18 protein-coding genes and 1 tRNA gene are annotated in these 16320 nt (G+C 62.2%); 7 read left to right on the top strand and 12 right to left on the bottom strand.

All coding sequences use genetic code 11. From position 1 onward, the window contains the following. The first annotated feature begins 95 nt into the window (after positions 1 to 95). From R3C98_RS06940 to R3C98_RS06925, 4 genes are all read left to right on the top strand, one after another. Positions 96 to 1646: a glucose-6-phosphate isomerase gene (locus tag R3C98_RS06940; protein ID WP_371313394.1), complete on the top strand. Its 1551-nt coding sequence runs from the start codon at positions 96 to 98 to the stop codon at positions 1644 to 1646. Between the two features lie 4 nt (positions 1647 to 1650). Beyond that, positions 1651 to 2682, top strand: coding sequence for a ribonuclease E/G (locus tag R3C98_RS06935; RefSeq protein WP_371313393.1), 1032 nt, complete (start codon positions 1651 to 1653; stop codon positions 2680 to 2682). After that, complete coding sequence (locus tag R3C98_RS06930) at positions 2679 to 2912, top strand: DNA gyrase inhibitor YacG (protein WP_371313392.1); 234 nt, start codon at positions 2679 to 2681, stop codon at positions 2910 to 2912. The genes R3C98_RS06935 and R3C98_RS06930 overlap by 4 nt, the downstream gene beginning before the upstream one ends. 56 nt (positions 2913 to 2968) lie before the next feature. Further along, positions 2969 to 3043: transfer RNA gene (locus R3C98_RS06925), tRNA-Phe, on the top strand. A 17-nt stretch (positions 3044 to 3060) separates the two neighbouring features. Here the strand turns inward: R3C98_RS06925 and R3C98_RS06920 are convergent. Together R3C98_RS06920 and R3C98_RS06915 are read right to left on the bottom strand one after the other, a co-directional pair. Further along, positions 3061 to 3690: a GNAT family N-acetyltransferase gene (locus tag R3C98_RS06920; RefSeq protein WP_371313391.1), complete on the bottom strand. Its 630-nt coding sequence runs from the start codon at positions 3688 to 3690 to the stop codon at positions 3061 to 3063. Further along, positions 3687 to 4262 carry a hypothetical protein gene (locus R3C98_RS06915; RefSeq protein ID WP_371313390.1) on the bottom strand — a complete coding sequence of 192 codons (576 nt, stop codon included), beginning with the start codon at positions 4260 to 4262 and terminating at the stop codon, positions 3687 to 3689. Before R3C98_RS06915 ends, R3C98_RS06920 begins: the two co-directional genes overlap by 4 nt. A 102-nt stretch (positions 4263 to 4364) precedes the next feature. Here R3C98_RS06915 and R3C98_RS06910 point away from each other — a divergent pair, with 102 nt between their 5' ends. Beyond that, positions 4365 to 5324 (top strand): LysR family transcriptional regulator, encoded by a 960-nt coding sequence (locus tag R3C98_RS06910; protein WP_371313389.1) that lies wholly within the window; start codon positions 4365 to 4367, stop codon positions 5322 to 5324. Between the two features lie 12 nt (positions 5325 to 5336). Here the strand turns inward: R3C98_RS06910 and R3C98_RS06905 are convergent, their stop codons facing one another. Both R3C98_RS06905 and R3C98_RS06900 read right to left on the bottom strand, forming a co-directional pair. Next, entirely contained in the window at positions 5337 to 6383 is a 1047-nt protein-coding gene (locus R3C98_RS06905; protein WP_371313388.1) for an acyl-CoA dehydrogenase family protein, read from the bottom strand. Positions 6384 to 6386: 3 nt separating this feature from the next. Next, positions 6387 to 7580, bottom strand: coding sequence for an acyl-CoA dehydrogenase family protein (locus tag R3C98_RS06900; RefSeq protein WP_371313386.1), 1194 nt, complete (start codon positions 7578 to 7580; stop codon positions 6387 to 6389). Positions 7581 to 7742: 162 nt separating this feature from the next. Between R3C98_RS06900 and R3C98_RS06895 the strand changes: the two genes are divergently transcribed. Beyond that, complete coding sequence (locus tag R3C98_RS06895; RefSeq protein ID WP_371313385.1) at positions 7743 to 8507, top strand: crotonase/enoyl-CoA hydratase family protein; 765 nt, start codon at positions 7743 to 7745, stop codon at positions 8505 to 8507. 6 nt (positions 8508 to 8513) lie between these two features. Here the strand turns inward: R3C98_RS06895 and R3C98_RS06890 are convergent, their stop codons facing one another. Beyond that, positions 8514 to 9749, bottom strand: a complete 1236-nt coding sequence (locus R3C98_RS06890) for a TIGR03862 family flavoprotein (protein ID WP_371313384.1) — start codon at positions 9747 to 9749, stop codon at positions 8514 to 8516. Continuing rightward, positions 9739 to 10500: an RNA methyltransferase gene (locus R3C98_RS06885; protein WP_371313383.1), complete on the bottom strand. Its 762-nt coding sequence runs from the start codon at positions 10498 to 10500 to the stop codon at positions 9739 to 9741. The genes R3C98_RS06890 and R3C98_RS06885 overlap by 11 nt, the downstream gene beginning before the upstream one ends. Positions 10501 to 10577: 77 nt before the next feature. Between R3C98_RS06885 and R3C98_RS06880 the strand changes: the two genes are divergently transcribed. Beyond that, the gene (locus R3C98_RS06880) at positions 10578 to 11798 is read left to right on the top strand and encodes an NADP-dependent isocitrate dehydrogenase (RefSeq protein WP_371313382.1); all 1221 of its coding nucleotides are present in this window, start codon (positions 10578 to 10580) and stop codon (positions 11796 to 11798) included. A gap of 54 nt (positions 11799 to 11852) precedes the next feature. On the opposite strand, the gene R3C98_RS06875 is transcribed toward R3C98_RS06880, so the two are convergent. The 6 genes from R3C98_RS06875 to R3C98_RS06850 form a co-directional block, all read right to left on the bottom strand. Next, the gene (locus R3C98_RS06875) at positions 11853 to 12038 is read right to left on the bottom strand and encodes a hypothetical protein (protein ID WP_371313381.1); all 186 of its coding nucleotides are present in this window, start codon (positions 12036 to 12038) and stop codon (positions 11853 to 11855) included. Positions 12039 to 12121: 83 nt separating this feature from the next. Continuing rightward, positions 12122 to 12775, bottom strand: a complete 654-nt coding sequence (gene gmk, locus R3C98_RS06870; RefSeq protein WP_371313380.1) for a guanylate kinase — start codon at positions 12773 to 12775, stop codon at positions 12122 to 12124. Further along, complete coding sequence (locus tag R3C98_RS06865; RefSeq protein WP_371313379.1) at positions 12765 to 13652, bottom strand: YicC/YloC family endoribonuclease; 888 nt, start codon at positions 13650 to 13652, stop codon at positions 12765 to 12767. The genes gmk and R3C98_RS06865 overlap by 11 nt, the downstream gene beginning before the upstream one ends. Further along, positions 13649 to 14677: an endolytic transglycosylase MltG gene (gene mltG, locus R3C98_RS06860; RefSeq protein WP_371313378.1), complete on the bottom strand. Its 1029-nt coding sequence runs from the start codon at positions 14675 to 14677 to the stop codon at positions 13649 to 13651. Before mltG ends, R3C98_RS06865 begins: the two co-directional genes overlap by 4 nt. Positions 14678 to 14744: 67 nt before the next feature. Then, entirely contained in the window at positions 14745 to 16031 is a 1287-nt protein-coding gene (gene fabF, locus R3C98_RS06855) for a beta-ketoacyl-ACP synthase II (RefSeq protein ID WP_371313377.1), read from the bottom strand. A gap of 25 nt (positions 16032 to 16056) precedes the next feature. Next, positions 16057 to 16290: an acyl carrier protein gene (locus R3C98_RS06850; RefSeq protein WP_034762761.1), complete on the bottom strand. Its 234-nt coding sequence runs from the start codon at positions 16288 to 16290 to the stop codon at positions 16057 to 16059. Between the last annotated feature and the right edge of the window lie 30 nt (positions 16291 to 16320).

Raw genomic sequence — 16320 nt, 5'->3', positions numbered from 1 at the left:
AATTGCGTTCGTCTGCACCTATACCGGCCACATCTTGCGCCCGGTGCCGAACCATGGGTAAGCCGTGACTTCCAGCAACGGAAAGGACCCGCCTTATGAGCGCTGATCTAGGTGCCCTCGCCGCATCCCTCAAGACCGCCTCACTAAAGGATCTTGCCACGGCCCGAGCGGGACGGGTCGTGCTCTCTGCTGCTGGCTGGACGGCCGATCTCTCGCGCCACTATCTGGATACCGACGCCGATGTCGCCCTGCTCGCCCATGGCGCGAGTATGGAACTGGAAGCCGCCGCAGAACGCCTCTTCAGTGGCGACACCGTCAATCCGTCGGAGAAACGCCCGGCACTGCACTGGGCATTGCGCGCACAAGCCCCGCTTGCCGGAGAGGCTGAGACTGTGCGCCAAAGCGTCTTGCCTGCCCTCGAATTCGCCCAGCGCATACAGGAAGGCGAGATCCGAACGATTGCAGGAGCACCGTACAAGGCCGTACTGCACATCGGCATCGGCGGATCGGATTTCGGTCCTCGCCTGATTGCGGATGCCTTTGCAGATCTTGCCGCGCCCGGCATCGATCTCCGATTCTGCGCAAATGTGGATCCGTGGGACCTCGAGCACGCAATCTCCGGGCTCGACCCTGCCAGCACGCTGGTTGTCGGCGTTTCCAAATCCTTCGGCACCGAAGAGACGCTCTACAATCTTGGCCGGGCCCGCAAATGGATGGAAGCCTCACTCGGCGCGGAAGCGAGCCGACAGATCGCCCTCGTTACCGCCAACCCGGAACGCGCCAGGGCCTGGTTTGGCGGAAGTGAAGGCTACCTCTTCGACATGCCGTTATCTGTGGGCGGGCGTTTCTCACTCTGGTCCGCAGCCTCGCTGGCTTGCATGATCTATCTGAAGGCCGGCACGTTCGAGGCAATCCTCGCGGGCGCTGCCGCGATGGACGAACACACGCGCACAGCGCCCTTGGCTGAAAACCTGCCCATGCGCCTCGCCCTGCTCGATTTCTGGAATGCCTCCTGTCTGGCGCGCGACATGCGGGTCATGCTCGCCTATTCACACCGCCTGCGCATGCTGCCGACGTACCTGCAGCAGCTGGAAATGGAGTCGAACGGCAAATCGGTCGGCCCCGGCGGGGTTCCCTCGCCTTATTCGACGGCCCCCGCGCTCTGGGGCGGCGAAGGCTCTGTCGGCCAGCACTCCTATCACCAATGGCTGCATCAGGGGTCCCACAATGTGCCATGCGAGTTCATCCTCGCACCGGATTTCGACCGCGATCCGGAAGGTGTGACGGCCCTTACCGCCCATGCCCTCGCCCAGGCGGAGGTCCTCGCAAATGGCCGTTCTCTCGAAGAAGTCCGGGAAGAAGAGCCAGACCTGTCGGACGCTGTCGCCAAGCAGAAAGTCCACGCGGGCGGTCGCGCCTCCTCCTTCCTGCATCACAAATCATTTGGCCCAGAAGCGTTCGGAAGTCTGGTCGCACTCTATGAGCACCGGACCTATTTCGCAGGAAAGCTCTGGGGCCTGAACCCGTTCGACCAATGGGGCGTCGAACGCGGCAAGACGATGGCAACCCGCCTGAAGCCCGCGCTGTCCGGCGACACCGCTGCAGACGATCCGGTTACGGCCGCACTCATCAAGAATCTCGGCTGATTCCATGTCCGCGGCCCGCATCCTTCAGGAAGTGTGCGCAGCGGAGACGCGCGAAGTTGCGCTCGATGATAATGACCGGCCCGTCGCAGTCCGGCTGACCCGCCTGACGGAAGACAGACCTGTCAAAATCGGACAGCTCGTGACCGGGCGCCTGCGAGCCATCGCCCTCAATCAGGGCGGCGGTTTCGTTGAATTGGATGATCGGGCTGGCGAGGCCTTCCTGCGCTTGAAGGAAGGCCATGGTCTGACAGAGGGACAATCGCTCGAACTGCGTGTCGTCGCCGAGCCGCGTGAAGGCAGCAAGCTCGCCCGGGTGGCACTCTCGGAAAAGGCCCCGGATAGTCTCGCCCTGGCCCCATGGGATTCCGTACGAACGGAGCAAGTCGAACCGGGGGACCACACCGTCGCCATGGCGTTTGATATAGCCGTTTCGGACACAGTAAACCTGCCCGGCGGTGGCAATATCGCACTCGAACGCACTCGCGCGCTTGTCGCGGTGGATGTGGATACATCCGGCCGGTCAGACACTGGCCGCGCTGCCAGCCGGGCGCTCAAGGTGAATTTGGAGGCCGCTGGCGAACTCGCCCGGCAAGTCCGGCTGAGAAACCTTGGCGGCCTTGTCGTAATGGACTGCGTGAGTCCACTGAACCGCGAGGCTGGCAAACAGGTCCGCGACCGTTTCGCCAGTGTCTTCCGGGACATCTCCGGCCAGCACGTCAAAGTGCTCCAGCCGTCGGAACTGGGCCTTCTACAGGCGTCCATCGAATGGGCCGAGACTCCCATTGCAGAGCGCATGCTGGACGCTTTCGGCGAAAAGACACCCCAAACCGTTTGCTTCGATGGTTTCCGGCGGTTGGAACAGGAAGCGCGGGCGAAACGAATGGACAAGCTGTGTCTTGATTTGCCCCGTCATGCGCTCGATTGGCTGAACCATGACGGCGTCTCTCTCAGACAGGCCCTTGCGGAAAAGTACGGTGACCGCTTCACTTACGACTCGACCGATCCGAAAACCCCACTTGTCTTTTCAGTCCCATGAGCCAGCCCGTGCCCCCCGAGAAACGCCAGCCCAAATGCGCCCAGTGCCGCAAGAACCCGGTCGCCGCCGAATACCGGCCCTTCTGCTCCAAACGCTGCGCAGATGTGGACCTCGGCAAGTGGCTGAATGACGGCTATGCCATTCCCGGCGCACCGTTGCAGGATGAGGAAGACTCACCTCGTCCCGGCCCCCATGCCGGAGAGACCGGGGATATGTCAGCGGAAGACTGAAATCAGCATGGACAAGCCCGCAGGGCTCCGTTAGATAGCGCCCTTCCCCACGGCCCGCCCGGGTAGCTCAGGGGTAGAGCAGCGGATTGAAAATCCGCGTGTCGGTGGTTCGATTCCGCCCCCGGGCACCATTTTCCAGAGAATCTGATCAGGCTGCCTCGTCCTGCCCCGGTGCGCGTTCGGCTGAGGCATCCAGTACGCCCGGTGCGTCCCAGGCGCCTTCGGGCCGGATAATGACATAGGGGTCCGTTTCCATCGGCAGGGCGTCCGGGTGGGCCGGCACGAGGATCTCGATTTCGCGATACTCATAATCAGAGAACCAGAACGGCGCCCGGCCCGGCAGGAGGCGGCAATTGAAAGTGCGCGACCAGACCGGCCAGAGCCGCGCCTGGATCTGTCCGAGCATGCGCCGGTACCCTTTGCGCGCCACCAGTTCGAACATTTCCGCCAGCAATACACGAAGGCCCATTCGCCCCCGTTCACGCGGCAAAAGGGCGATCCGCTCCAGCTTCGCGAAATCGGCAAACCAGCGCACGCGCAGCGTGCCGACGGGCTCAGCCCCATCAAACAGCAGGAAGTGCGTGCCGCAGAGATCGTTGCCGTCATATTCTTCTTCATACGGACAGGCCTGTTCCGACATGAAAACCGCTGCGCGGATGGCGGCTGCCATCTGCAATTCGTCCAGCGACCTGACCGGCCGGGCACTGTATCGGGCCCAGGCCTCATCCGGCACGGGGCGGCAAAGCCCTTTCATCCCCACCACTGGCCGTGACATCATGCAGCCTCCGATCCGGTGGAAAGCGCTTCCTGCACCCAGAGATCCGGCAAGCCGCCTTCGAGCGGAGTGAAACCGAGCGAGGCCATGGACCGCTTGCCGTCATCAGTGGCGCCCCGGGCAAAGCTCGGCACGGGCGCAAACTGTTCCACACGCATGACCGCCGCAGCCGTCATCACCGCGCGGCGGGCTTCCTTCGTTGCCCCGGCATAAACGCCAATGTAGACGCCCGCGACATCGCGCCCCTGCCACGCCAGATGTGCCGGCGCCGGATCGGCCGGATTGTAGCTGCCATCCCGCACTGCCTGTTCCCCGGCGGGTGATAGAGGCAGGACGAGGAACACGCCTTCGATCGGGTCGCCGGTCACCCAGGCCGTCATCCCGGTGACCACATCCATGCGCATGACCGCTTCCGGCGCGGCGATCTTCGATCCCATCAGCGACTCTGCCAGACGGATGCCTTCGGTCAGCTCCCCGATGGTCGCATGCCGGAAGTCCAGCTCCGCGGCTCGGCTCTCCACCCGCACAATGTCTACGTGTATTGTGGATTTTTTACCATTTCTCGTTGCGCTCATGTCGACTCTCCTCTACACGCTTAAATTGAGTTTTTCAGTTTTCGCGGGATGGGGCTTTAGCCGTGGGTGAAAGGGGGCGTTTCAGCCCTGCAAAGGGACGCGATGCAGGCTGAACTGTTTGACTGGGACAAAATCCGGGTGTTCCGGACCGTCGCGCATCTGGGCAGCATGAGCGCAGCCGCGATGCGGCTGGGCGGGTCTGTGCCGACCGTCAGCCGCCGGATGTCAGACCTTGAATCGGACCTCAACACACAGCTGTTTCATCGCTCCACACGCGGCATTGAACTGACCGAAGCGGGCCGCATCCTGCTGCGCCATGCCAATGTCATGGCCGACGTGATGGAGGCGGTTCAGGTCGATGTCGCAGACCAGCAAGGGACGGCAGCCGGCATTGTACGGCTGGACGCGGATGAATCCCTGCTCGCTTGGTGGATCGTCCCGCAGGTTGGCGCCTTCCTGAAGACCCATCCGGGGATCGACCTTCGTGTCGGCGCCTGGGCGCCGCCCGCGCCGGAAGTTGCCAGCATTGCAGATGTCTTCCTGACACTTGAGCGGCCGGTACAGTCAGACCTGATCACGCGGCGTCTCGGCAAGGTACACTATGCCGTGTACGCCATTCCCTCGCATTCGGCAGCATCGGGTGGCCTGTCGAAACTGGCATCCATCTATTCGGCACGGTGCGTGTTCCCTCGTCCGTTGGCGGACCTCATCTCGGAGACCCTGCCCACGTCGGATGCGCTGCGCCAGTTCTGCGAACGCTCACCCATATCGAACAGCCTTGCCGCCGCGCTGGCGGAGTGCCGGAGCGGCGCATCGCTCTGCGCCCTGCCGACATTCGTGGAGGCTGCGTATCCGGACCTCCAGAGAATCTGCCCCATTCCCGAAGTCCGGGCGGACATCTGGATGTCGTTCCCGGAGCGCTCCCGCCGGCTGGAACGATGTATCACCGTGCTGGACTGGTTGCGTGGCCTGATGGACGCTGAAGACCATCTCTGCTTCCGGCAGAACCCCGTACAGGCCCTGCGCGCAGAACCGGAAGCGATCCTGCGCCGTCAGGCCTGACGGGTAGACGGATCAGGCGGCGAGGAAGCCCTGCAGCTCCGCCGCGGTCTGGCGCACCTGTTCCGGGCTGCCGAAGAGCTGCCGGTTCACGCCAATGCGCTTGAACCAGTAGTGCAGGCCGAGCAGGTCCGTGAAGCCCATGCCGCCATGCACCTCGGTCGCCGTCTTTGCGACGAATGTGCCGACTTCGGCCAGGTGCGCCTTGGCGAGGTTCGCCATGACCAGCGCTTCCGGATCGTTCGTGTCCATGGCGTAAGCGGCGTGCCAGACCAGCGCGCGCGCCGGCTCCAGCTTGGCGGCCATTTCGGCGCAGAGATGCTTCACCGCCTGGAACGAGCCGATGACCCGGCCGAACTGCTTGCGCTCTTTCGCGTATTCGACTGCCTGATCGATCATCGCCTGCGCGGCGCCAAGTGTGTCGGCGGCCACCAGCAGGCGAGCAACCGCGAGCGTTGACGCATCAGGCTGCAGGCTCGCTTCCGCCGTCACGCCATCGAAAGAAAGCTCCTGAAACGTACGTGTCCGGTCAATCGTCCGCATCGGCTTGGCGGACCACTCGCCGGCAACGTGGAAACTACCGCTCGTATCCGCGACAAACACATGGGTCGCACCCGTCGGCACATCAGCCAGCAGGCTGGTGCCGCTGAGGCGGCCATTGTCCGCCGTCACGCCCGCACCATCGCGGCGAGAGGAAAGCTCGGTCAGCGCGAGGCCGAAGACCTTTTCCCCATCCGCAATGCCGCTTGCAATACTTTCCTGTCCCTTGGCCAGCAGGTTGGCCGCAACAGTCGCCGCAAGGAAACCGGACGGCGCCACGGTATAGCCGAGCACTTCCTGCACGAGGCAGGCTTCCAATAGGCCAAGCCCGGAACCACCGACCGCTTCCGGCACAGCGAGGCCCATGATACCCATTTCGGCGAGGCCGGTATCCAGGCCGGCTTTTGCGTCTGCGTCGCCATCGGCAATCTTGCGGATCGTATCGAGCGAGGCATTGTCCTTCAGGAATCCGCTGATCGAATCCTGCAGCATGCGCTGGTCTTCTGAGAGTGCGAATTCCATGACTTACACCTTTGCCGGCTTGGGTTCGCGCGGCATGCCGAGGCCACGTTCGGAGATGATGTTCTTCTGGATCTGCGCCGTGCCACCGCCGATGATCAGGCCGAGATCATACATGTAGCGCCACTGCCACGATCCATCCGACCTCAGATGGTCTCCCTCGCCGTAGAGTATACCGAGCTCGCCCAGCGCATCGATGGCAAGGCCCGCAATCTGGTGGTTCAGCTCACAGCCCTGCAGCTTGATGATCAGGCCCGCGAGGCCCGCGCTTTCCCGCTTCAGGCTGGCCGTCGTCACGCGCAGGCCGTTCGCCTGCATCGCATAGACTTCGCCCTGCAGTTTCAGCAGACGGTCGCGCAGCAGCGGATTGTCGATCAGGCGCTCACCATTCAGCGTCTCCGCCTTCATCAGCTCGACGAGTTCCAGGAACCGCGCCTTGGTCGCATTCGGGTCGCCCAGCATGCCGCGCTCATGCGTCAGCGTGGCATTCGCCACCTGCCAGCCCTTGTTCTTCTCGAACACGATGCCGCTCTGCGGCACGCGCACGTCGGTGAAGAAGACCTCATTGAAGTTGGCGTTCTCGGTCATGTCGACCAGCGGGCGCACTTCAATGCCCGGCGTCTCCATGGAGAACAGCACATAGCTGATGCCTTCATGCTTCTTCGCGTCCGGATCCGTCCGCACAAGGCAGAAAATCATGTCGGCCTGTTTCGCGGTGGAGGTCCAGATTTTCTGGCCGTTGATGATGAAATCATCGCCGTCTTCCACGGCTGCCGTGCGCACCGCGGCAAGGTCAGAGCCTGCGCCCGGTTCGGAATAACCCTGGCACCAGATCATCTCGCCATAGAGCGTCGGGCGGATATAGGCTTCCTTCTGCTCCGGCGTGCCGAGTTCCAGCAACGTCGGCACCAGCATGGAGATGCCCTGACCGCCCATCGGGCGCGCGATGCCGGTGCGGGCAAATTCTTCCGCGATGATTCGGGACTTCAGCAGATCCGGCGCAGCGCCATAGCCACCATATTCCTTCGGGATCGTCCGGGCGGTCAGCCCGTTCTCGATAAGGAATTTCTGCCAGGCGAGACGCTTGGGATGTTTCATCCCTCTGTCTTCAGGCCCGGGGGCAAGATGGGAATTTTCCGTCAGGATGCGGTTCACGTCCTGCCGGAAGGCTTCGTATTCGGGGCTTAGATCGAGTTCCATGCCCCCATGCTGGCTGGCCTTCCCCAAGGGTTGCCAAGTAGAAAATCTTTCTTCGCAAGCGCACAATGATCAAGCCGGATACAGGCCTTGCGCGGACGCTGCGTCAACGCGTTTACTTCCCGTCTGATAAAGTCATCACGAGTCACCAGGGAGCGAAAACCAATGGCTGTCGAATATGAGAAAAAAGGCAATGTCGCCATCATCACGATGAACCGTCCGGAAGCCCGCAACGCCATCAACGGCGAAATGGCCCAGACAATGGAAGCGGCCCTCGACCAGATGGAATCCGATCCGGAAGTCTGGGTGGGCATCCTCACTGCCGTCGGTAAGGCCTTCTGCGCCGGCGCCGACCTGAAAGAGATCTCGGCCGGAAACGGTGCGGCTCTGGGCACCAAGAAAGGCGGCTTCGCTGGCATCGCCCGCCGTGAGCGCACCAAACCATTGATTGCAGCGATCACAGGCTCGGCCCTCGCTGGGGGCACGGAAATCGCCCTTTCCTGTGACATGATCGTATGTGCCGACAACACCAATTTTGGCCTGCCTGAAGTGAAGCGGTCTCTCGTCGCCGGTGCAGGCGGCCTGTTCCGCCTTCCGCGCGCTGTCGGCAAAGCCGTCGCGCTCGAAGCGATCCTCACCGGTGACCCGCTTCCTTCGCAGCGCGCCTATGAACTCGGCATGGTCAACAAGGTTGTGCCCGAAGCTGACGTGATGGCCGAAGCCGAAGCGCTCGCCGCGCGCATCACGGCCAACGCCCCGCTCGCCGTCGCGGCCAGCCGCGGCGTCGCCCTCAATGCCACGAGCAAGACGGACGAGGAACTCTGGAAGGATAGCGGCGTCGCTTTCGCCAGCATCACCGGAACCGAAGACTTCAAGGAAGGCCCGCGCGCCTTCATCGAAAAACGCGCCCCCGTCTGGAAGGGCAAGTAATCCGGACTAGTCTGCGGCGCGGCGTGCGATCCATTCCAGCACGCCGCGTCCGGCCGCCCGGCCTGTCGCCATACAGGCCGTGATCAGATAGCCACCCGTCGGCGCATCCCACGCGATAATCTCGCCCGCGCAGAAATGGCCGGGCTTCGCTTTCAGCATCAGCTGCTCGTCCAGAGCCTCCCAGGCGACACCGCCCGCCGTCGAGATCGCCTCGTCCAGCGGAACTGTGCCTGTCAGCTTCAAAGGCAGCGCCTTGATTGCCTCCGCCGCCCGCGCCGGGTCGTTCAGCGCCTCGCGGTCCGCGCACTCGAACAACAAGGCCGCCTTCACGCCGGTGAGTTTCAACGCCTTGCGAAGCCGGTTGGATAGCGACTGTTTCGCAGGGGCCGCCGCGAGACGCTGGAAGATCTCGCCTGCATCCATGTCCGGCAGCAGGTCCAGCCACAGCGTCGCCGTGCCCTCCGCTTCGATCTCATCGCGAAGCGCGGCGGACAATGTATAGACACCGCCGCTCTCCACGCCGCGTGCCGTGACGGCGAATTCCTCGCGCGTCGCCTGCCCGCCCGCGGAGAGCTGCACGCCTTTCACGGGCGCGCCCGCAAACTTCTCCCGCATCCGGTCTGACCAGTCGACGGTGAACCCGCAATTGGACGGCCGGAACGGCGCCACGTCGATTCCCGCCTGCTCGAACAGGCTGGCCCATGCGCCATCAGATCCGAGCCGCCGCCAGCTGCCGCCGCCAAGCGCGAACACGGTCGCTGCGGGCGTCACTTCGACCTCGCCTTCCGGCGCTTCGAATCTGAGGCCCCCTTCCGGCGTCCAGCCCGTCCAGCGGTGTTTCAGGTGAAGTTGCACGCCTTGCTCCGCCAGCCGCCTCAGCCAGGCGCGGAGCAGCGGAGAGGCCTTCATCGACTGCGGAAAGATTCGACCGGTCGGGCCGACATGCGCTGGCATGCCGAGGCCTTCCATCCAGCGGGTCACCTCGTCTGGTCCGAATGATCGGACATGATCACGGAATAGTCCGCTATAGTCATGGTATCGCATGAGAAAGTCATGCTCTGATCCGGTATGGGATATGTTCAGTCCGCTTTTTCCGGCCATCAGGAACTTGCGCCCGGCGCTCGGCATCGCCTCATAAACGTCGACGCCGACACCCGCTTCCGACAGCACTTCCGCGGCCATCAGACCCGCCGGTCCGGAACCTATGACAGCGACTCGCCCAGTCTTGGGATCAGTCGTCACGGATCACCCGCGCCTTGCCCCTGCCCAGCGCCAGCGCCTTGATCGCACCCCGGAACGTCTGAACTTCCTGGCGCGTCCAGTCCGCCCGGATGAGCGCCGCACGGAGATTGTCCTTCATCAGCGGCGTCTTCTCCGGCGGGAAGAAATATCCCGCTCTTTCAAGCTCTTCCTCGAAGTGCTCGAACATGCGGTAGAGCTCGTCGCGCGGCGCAAGGTCGCCAAGGCCGGCCTTGTTGTCCCCCTCATCCGCCCGCGGCCCGATGGCAAGCTTGCCCCATTCGGCGCAGAACACACAGACCGCCTGCGCGAGGTTCAAGCTCTTGAAATCCACATCCACCGGATAGGTCATCAGGAAATCGGAGACTGCCACGGCATCATTCGGCAAGCCGGACTTCTCCGCCCCGAACATGATCGCTGATTTACCCGTGCCGAGCCGCTCATGCGCGACCTCAGCCGCGCCCTGCGCATCGCCGACCCGCTTCTCGATCCCACGCAGCCGCGCCGTCGCGGCGGCGAGCCAGGTAATGCCTTCCAGCGCATCCTGTAGTGTTTCATGCACAGACACGGTCACGCCCGCATCAAAGGCGCCAGCCGACATCGTGTCCGCTGCCGGATTCGGCCAGCCATCGCGCGGCGTCACGAGGCGCAGATCCGTCAGACCAAAGTTGCGCATGACACGGGCAGCAGCGCCGATATTTTCACCCAATTGGGGCGAGTGAAGAATGATGGCCGGGCTGCGGTGATCTGCCATGTCGTAACCTGTTTTGACGCCTGCCCGGGCTCTGCTATAGGCCTGCCAGACAATTACAAGCGCAAGGACTTCCAAATATGGCGAAAATCAAGGTCAAGAACCCGATCGTCGAGATGGACGGGGACGAAATGACCCGCATCATCTGGCAGCTTATCAAGGACAAGCTGATCCACCCCTACCTGGATGTCGACCTGAAATATTACGACCTGTCGATCCAGAAGCGCGACGAGACCGACGACCAGATCACCATCGACGCTGCCAACGCTACCAAGCAGTACGGCGTGGCTGTGAAGTGCGCGACGATCACGCCGGACGAAGCCCGCGTGGAAGAATTCGGCCTGAAGAAGATGTGGCGTTCGCCGAACGGCACGATCCGTAACATCCTCGGCGGCGTCGTGTTCCGCGAGCCGATCGTGATCTCCAACATCCCGCGTCTCGTGCCGGGCTGGACCAAGCCGGTTGTTGTCGGCCGTCACGCTTTCGGCGACCAGTACAAGGCCACCGACTTCCTCGTGCCGGGCAAAGGCAAGCTGACCATGAAATGGGAAGCCTCCGACGGTTCCGATTCCAAGGAATTCGAAGTGTTCGATTTCCCGAGCTCCGGCATCGCGATGGGCATGTACAACCTCGACGAGTCGATCCGCGACTTCGCCCGTGCCAGCATGAACTATGGCCTGCAGCGCAAGTGGCCGGTGTACCTCTCCACGAAGAACACCATCCTCAAAGCCTATGACGGCCGCTTCAAGGACATCTTCCAGGAAGTCTTCGATACCGAGTTCGCTGACAAGTTTGCAGAATTCGGCGGCACCTATGAGCACCGCCTGATCGACGACATGGTGGCAGCCGCCATGAAATGGTCCGGCGGCTATGTCTGGGCCTGTAAGAACTATGACGGCGACGTCCAGTCCGACACGGTTGCCCAGGGCTACGGCTCGCTCGGCCTGATGACCTCCGTGCTGATGAGCCCGGATGGCAACACGGTCGAAGCCGAAGCGGCTCACGGCACCGTCACGCGCCACTACCGTAACCACCAGAAAGGCGAAGCGACCTCGACCAACTCGATCGCCTCGATCTACGCCTGGACGCAAGGCCTCGACCATCGCGGCCGGATGGACGGAACCCCGGAAGTGCGTGAATTCGCGCAAACGCTGGAAAAGACCATCGTGGAAACGGTTGAAGCCGGCTTCATGACGAAAGACCTCGCCCTGCTCGTGGGTCCGGATCAGGGCTACCTGACCACCGAAGGCTTCATCGAAAAGGTCGCCGAGAACTTCGAAAAGAAGATGGCGAAGGCCTGATCCTTCCAGCACACTCAATAATGAAAAACCCCGCAGCGCCTGCTGCGGGGTTTTTCATTGGGCGGGAACTTCGGAAGCCACAGCCGCGTTTTCTGCTGCCGCTTCAGGCGACCTGTCACCCCTCAGCACGTACCAGACCACCCCGACCAGCAATGCCATCGGAATCAGCCAGAACAGCCACACAGGCCGCGCAGGCGCGCGTTCTGGCAGGTCTGGCTTCGGATCTCCGGGGTCAGTCATTCAGGGGCCCTGTCGGATTGGTGTAACGCCGCTCTACCTGTGAGCGTCGTCAATGGCGCGTTCAAGTCAAGCTCTGTTCTGGTTCAGGCCTCACCCAGCAAGCGACGGACATGGTCTTCGAGGTCCAGCTGGCGCAGGCGCTTCAGACGCTCGACCAACAAGATCCTGCGAAGCCGCTGATAAGCGACTTCGAGGTCTTCATTGACGATGACATAGTCATAGCGGCGCCAATGCATGATCTCCCGCTTGGCGTCTTCCATCCGCCGAGCAACGATTTCAGGCGTCGAGCCCGGCCGGGTGGCCAGGCGCTGCTCCAGCGCGCTGATACTTGGCGGCAGGATAAATACGGAGACGACGTCGTTCGGCATCTGGTCGTGAAGCGCATCGGCTCCCTGCCAATCCACATCGAACAGAACATCCTCCCCAGCCTCCAGCCGGGCAACCGTGTCAGCTTTCGGCGTGCCGTAATACTTGTCGAAGACATGTGCCCATTCGAGGAAATCACGCTGTTCGATCATGCCGTGAAAATCTTCCACGCTGCGGAAGAAGTAATCCTTGCCGTCTTCTTCCCCTGGGCGCGGCGCGCGGGTCGTCGCCGAGACCGACAGCTTCACATCGTGGAACTCGTCGATCAGCTTCCGGGCGAGCGTCGTCTTGCCGGCGCCAGACGGGCTGGACAGGACCAGCATGAGGCCGCGGCGCTTGCCGCTGTCTTTGGGGTGTCCGCTATTCGACATTGGCGGCCTGCTCCTTGAACTGGTCGATTAGTCCTTTGAGACCGAGTCCCGCATTCGTCAAATCGAGGCTGACCGATTTGGAGCAGAGCGTATTGGCCTCACGGTTCAGTTCCTGGGCCAGGAAGTCGAGTTTGCGGCCCACAGGAGAACCGCCGGAGAGCAGCTCGCGCGCTGAAACAAAGTGGGCACTCAGGCGATCCAGTTCCTCGCGGACATCGGCCTTGGCGGCGCTGAGCGCGATCTCTGCGGCCATGCGCTCCCGGTCCACCCGGCCATCCGGGTCCAGTTCGTCGAGCTGCTTGGTGAGGCGCTCCTTCAGGAGGCCCGGCTGGTCAGCTGCGAGGCGTTCGGCCTGTACCGTCAGGTCTTCCATGCCCTGCACGAGATTGGAGAGGAGACCGGCCAGCACCTCGCCTTCGCGCAGGCGCTCGGCCTGCAGGGCCAGCAGGGCCGCCTCGCCGGTCTCTGCCAGCATTTTCGTGATGGTCTCATCGCTGCCAAGATCGCGAAGGTTCGATGCGCCTGCTTCGACGACGCCTTTCAGCGTCATCAGGGTGGCCACAGCGTCAGCGGTCATCGCCGATTGGGCGCGTCCGTCCACCACGCTGATCAGTCTGTCGAGCAGCGGCTCATTGACCGCCACATCTTCCGATCCGGCGGCAAGGTCGATCCGCAAGGCCACCTGAAGGGAGCCGCGCTGGAAATGCTTCGGCGCGGCGGTCTTGATCGCACGGTCAAGCGCCTCGAAGCCCGGCGGATAGTTCACGCGCACGTCGAGGCCCCGGCCATTGACGCTTTTCGCTTCCCAGGCCCAACTGCCCCATTCAGCCTCTCCCGCCACGCGGGCAAAGCCGGTCATCCCCGAAAGTGCATTCATTCCGCTGCCCGCTCCCGTGCGATTTCTTTCCGCTCATAGGCGCGATACGCGGCCACATTGCGGTTGTGCTCTGCCAGCGTCTTGGCGAACAGGTGCCCGCCTTTCCCGTCCGCGACGAAGAATATATATTCCGTGTGCGGTGGATTCAGCACAGCAGCTATGGCTCCGCGCCCCGGATTGCAGATCGGTGTCTTTGGCAGGCCATCGATCTGATATGTGTTCCAGTCCGTCTTCGTATCGATCTCGGACCGGCGCAATGTGCGGCGCTGGCCCTTCGCATTATAGAGCGGTTCGCCGCGAGAGACGCCGTAGATGATCGTCGGGTCGCTTTCCAGCCGCATGCCACGCTTCAGGCGGGTGGTGAACAGGGCCGCGATTTCGGGCTGTTCGTCCACGAGACCCGTCTCTTTCTCGACCACTGAGGCGAGGATGACCGCTTCATAAGGCGTCTTTACCGGGATTTCCGGATCCCGCTGCGGCCAGAGTTCGTCCAGCAGTTCGGTTTGTTTGTCCTGCATCAGATGGATCAGGTCAGCGCGCGTCATGCCACGGTCGAAGAGGTACGTATCCGGAAGGAGCGAGCCTTCTGGAATTTCCTCTTCCGGCATGTCACCGACCAGAACCGGATCTGCCTCGATCACCTTCAGGAGCTGCGCGGTCGTGCGCCCTTCCGGCAGGGTGATCTTGTAGAGCACACCCTTGCCTTCGATCAGCGTGTGCAGCACTTCAACCATGCTGGCGCCGCGTTCGATCTTGAACTCGCCAGTCTTGATGTCGGTTTCGGTCTTTTCGAGCTTCGCCTTGAGGCGGATCAGCTTCGCATCGCGAATGATGCCGTCTTTTTCCAGTCGCGCGGCAACGCTGTTCAGGCCCTCACCGGACTCCACTTTGAAGACGACATCTTCCGTCAGCGGCCCGTCGCGGTTCAGTGCATCCTGCATCCAGACCCAACCTGCACCAGCAGCAGCCCCGCCAAGAATGATGGCGAGGATGACGAGCGACAGGAGTCCCTTCAGGAATTTCATCTGCAGCCTCAATCATCGGAGTTCCTGCACCGCAGCCTACGCACAGCACAGGAATCCGGAAAGGGACTTACTTCACCTCGCGCAGCACGAGGCTGGCATTGGTACCACCGAACCCGAAGCTGTTCGACATTGCAGCACGCACCCGGCCTTTCTTGGCCTTGTGCGGGATGAGGTCGATCACCGTTTCGAAGCTCGGATTGTCGAGGTTCAGCGTCGGCGGCATCACCTGGTCGCGGATCGCCAGCGCGCAGAAGGCACTTTCGATTGCGCCAGCCGCTCCGAGCAGGTGTCCAACAGCCGACTTGGTCGACGACATGGAGATATTCTTCGCATGCTCGCCGAACGCGCGCTCCACAGCGCCAGCTTCGCCTTCGTCACCCTTCGGCGTGGAAGTGCCGTGGGCGTTGACATAGTCGATTTCGGTCGGGTCGATGCCGGAATTCTTGAGCGCCATTTTCATGGCGCGATAGCCGCCTTCAGCGCCCTCGGCAGGTGCCGTGATGTGATAAGCGTCGCCCGTCAGGCCGTAACCTGACACTTCGGCATAAATCTTCGCACCACGTGCCTTCGCGTGCTCATACTCTTCGAGCACCAGGACGGCAGCGCCTTCACCCATGACGAAGCCGTCACGATCCTTGTCATAAGGACGCGAGGCCTTTTCGGGCGTATCGTTGAAATTGGTCGACATGGCCTTGGCGGCGCAGAAGCCGGCAATACCGATACGGCCAATCACGGCTTCGGATCCGCCTGCAATCATCACGTCGGCATCGCCGTACTTGATGAGGCGGGAAGAGTCGCCGATGGCATGAGCGCCGGTGGCACAAGCCGTAACCACGGAATGGTTTGGCCCCTTGAAGCCGTACTTGATCGAGACCTGGCCAGAGGCAAGGTTGATCAGGGCCGACGGAATAAAGAACGGGCTCACCTTGCGCGGGCCATGCTCGTGCAGGTTGATCGCCGTATCGTAGATGGATTCAAGACCGCCGATGCCCGAGCCGATCATGACTCCGGTGCGTTCTTTTTCCTCTTCGTCCTCAGGACGCCAGTTGGCGTCCTCGACAGCCTCTTCGGCCGCCGCGAGGGCGTAGAGAATGAATTCGTCGATCCGGCGCATCTCCTTTTTGGAGACAAATTTTTCCGAATCGAACGCCTCGGAGTCCCCTTCTCCGCCACCGCGGCCCGTCACCCATGGCACCTGGAAAGCAATCTTGCAGGGCATGTCCTCTGGATCGAACACATCAATGCGTCCGGCCCCGGACTTGCCGGCAAGCAAACGTTCCCAAGTGGCCTCGCGCGTTGCCGCAAGCGGCGACACGATACCAATGCCAGTAATGACGACGCGGCGGTCAGACATGGAGACCCCTCCTGTCCAGGATATCTTAGATGTGAGCCTTGATGTGGGTCACGGCGTCGCCGACGGTGCGGATGGATTCCTGCACATCGTCCGGGATTTCGATGTTGAATTCTTCCTCGAAAGCCATGACCAGCTCGACGAGATCCAGCGAGTCTGCGCCCAGGTCGTCAATGAAGCTCGCGCTTTCGACGACTTTGTCACCTTCCACGTCGAGATTGTCGACTACGATTTTCTTAACACGTTCAAGAACGTCAGACATGCTTACCTCTCTTAAATGCCTGAGGAATGG

Origin of the sequence: Hyphomonas sp. (assembly GCF_041398465.1) — a bacterium.
Lineage (GTDB): Bacteria > Pseudomonadota > Alphaproteobacteria > Caulobacterales > Hyphomonadaceae > Hyphomonas.
Note: the sequence above shows the minus strand (reverse complement) of the source record. Positions and strands in the feature narration are given on the sequence as shown.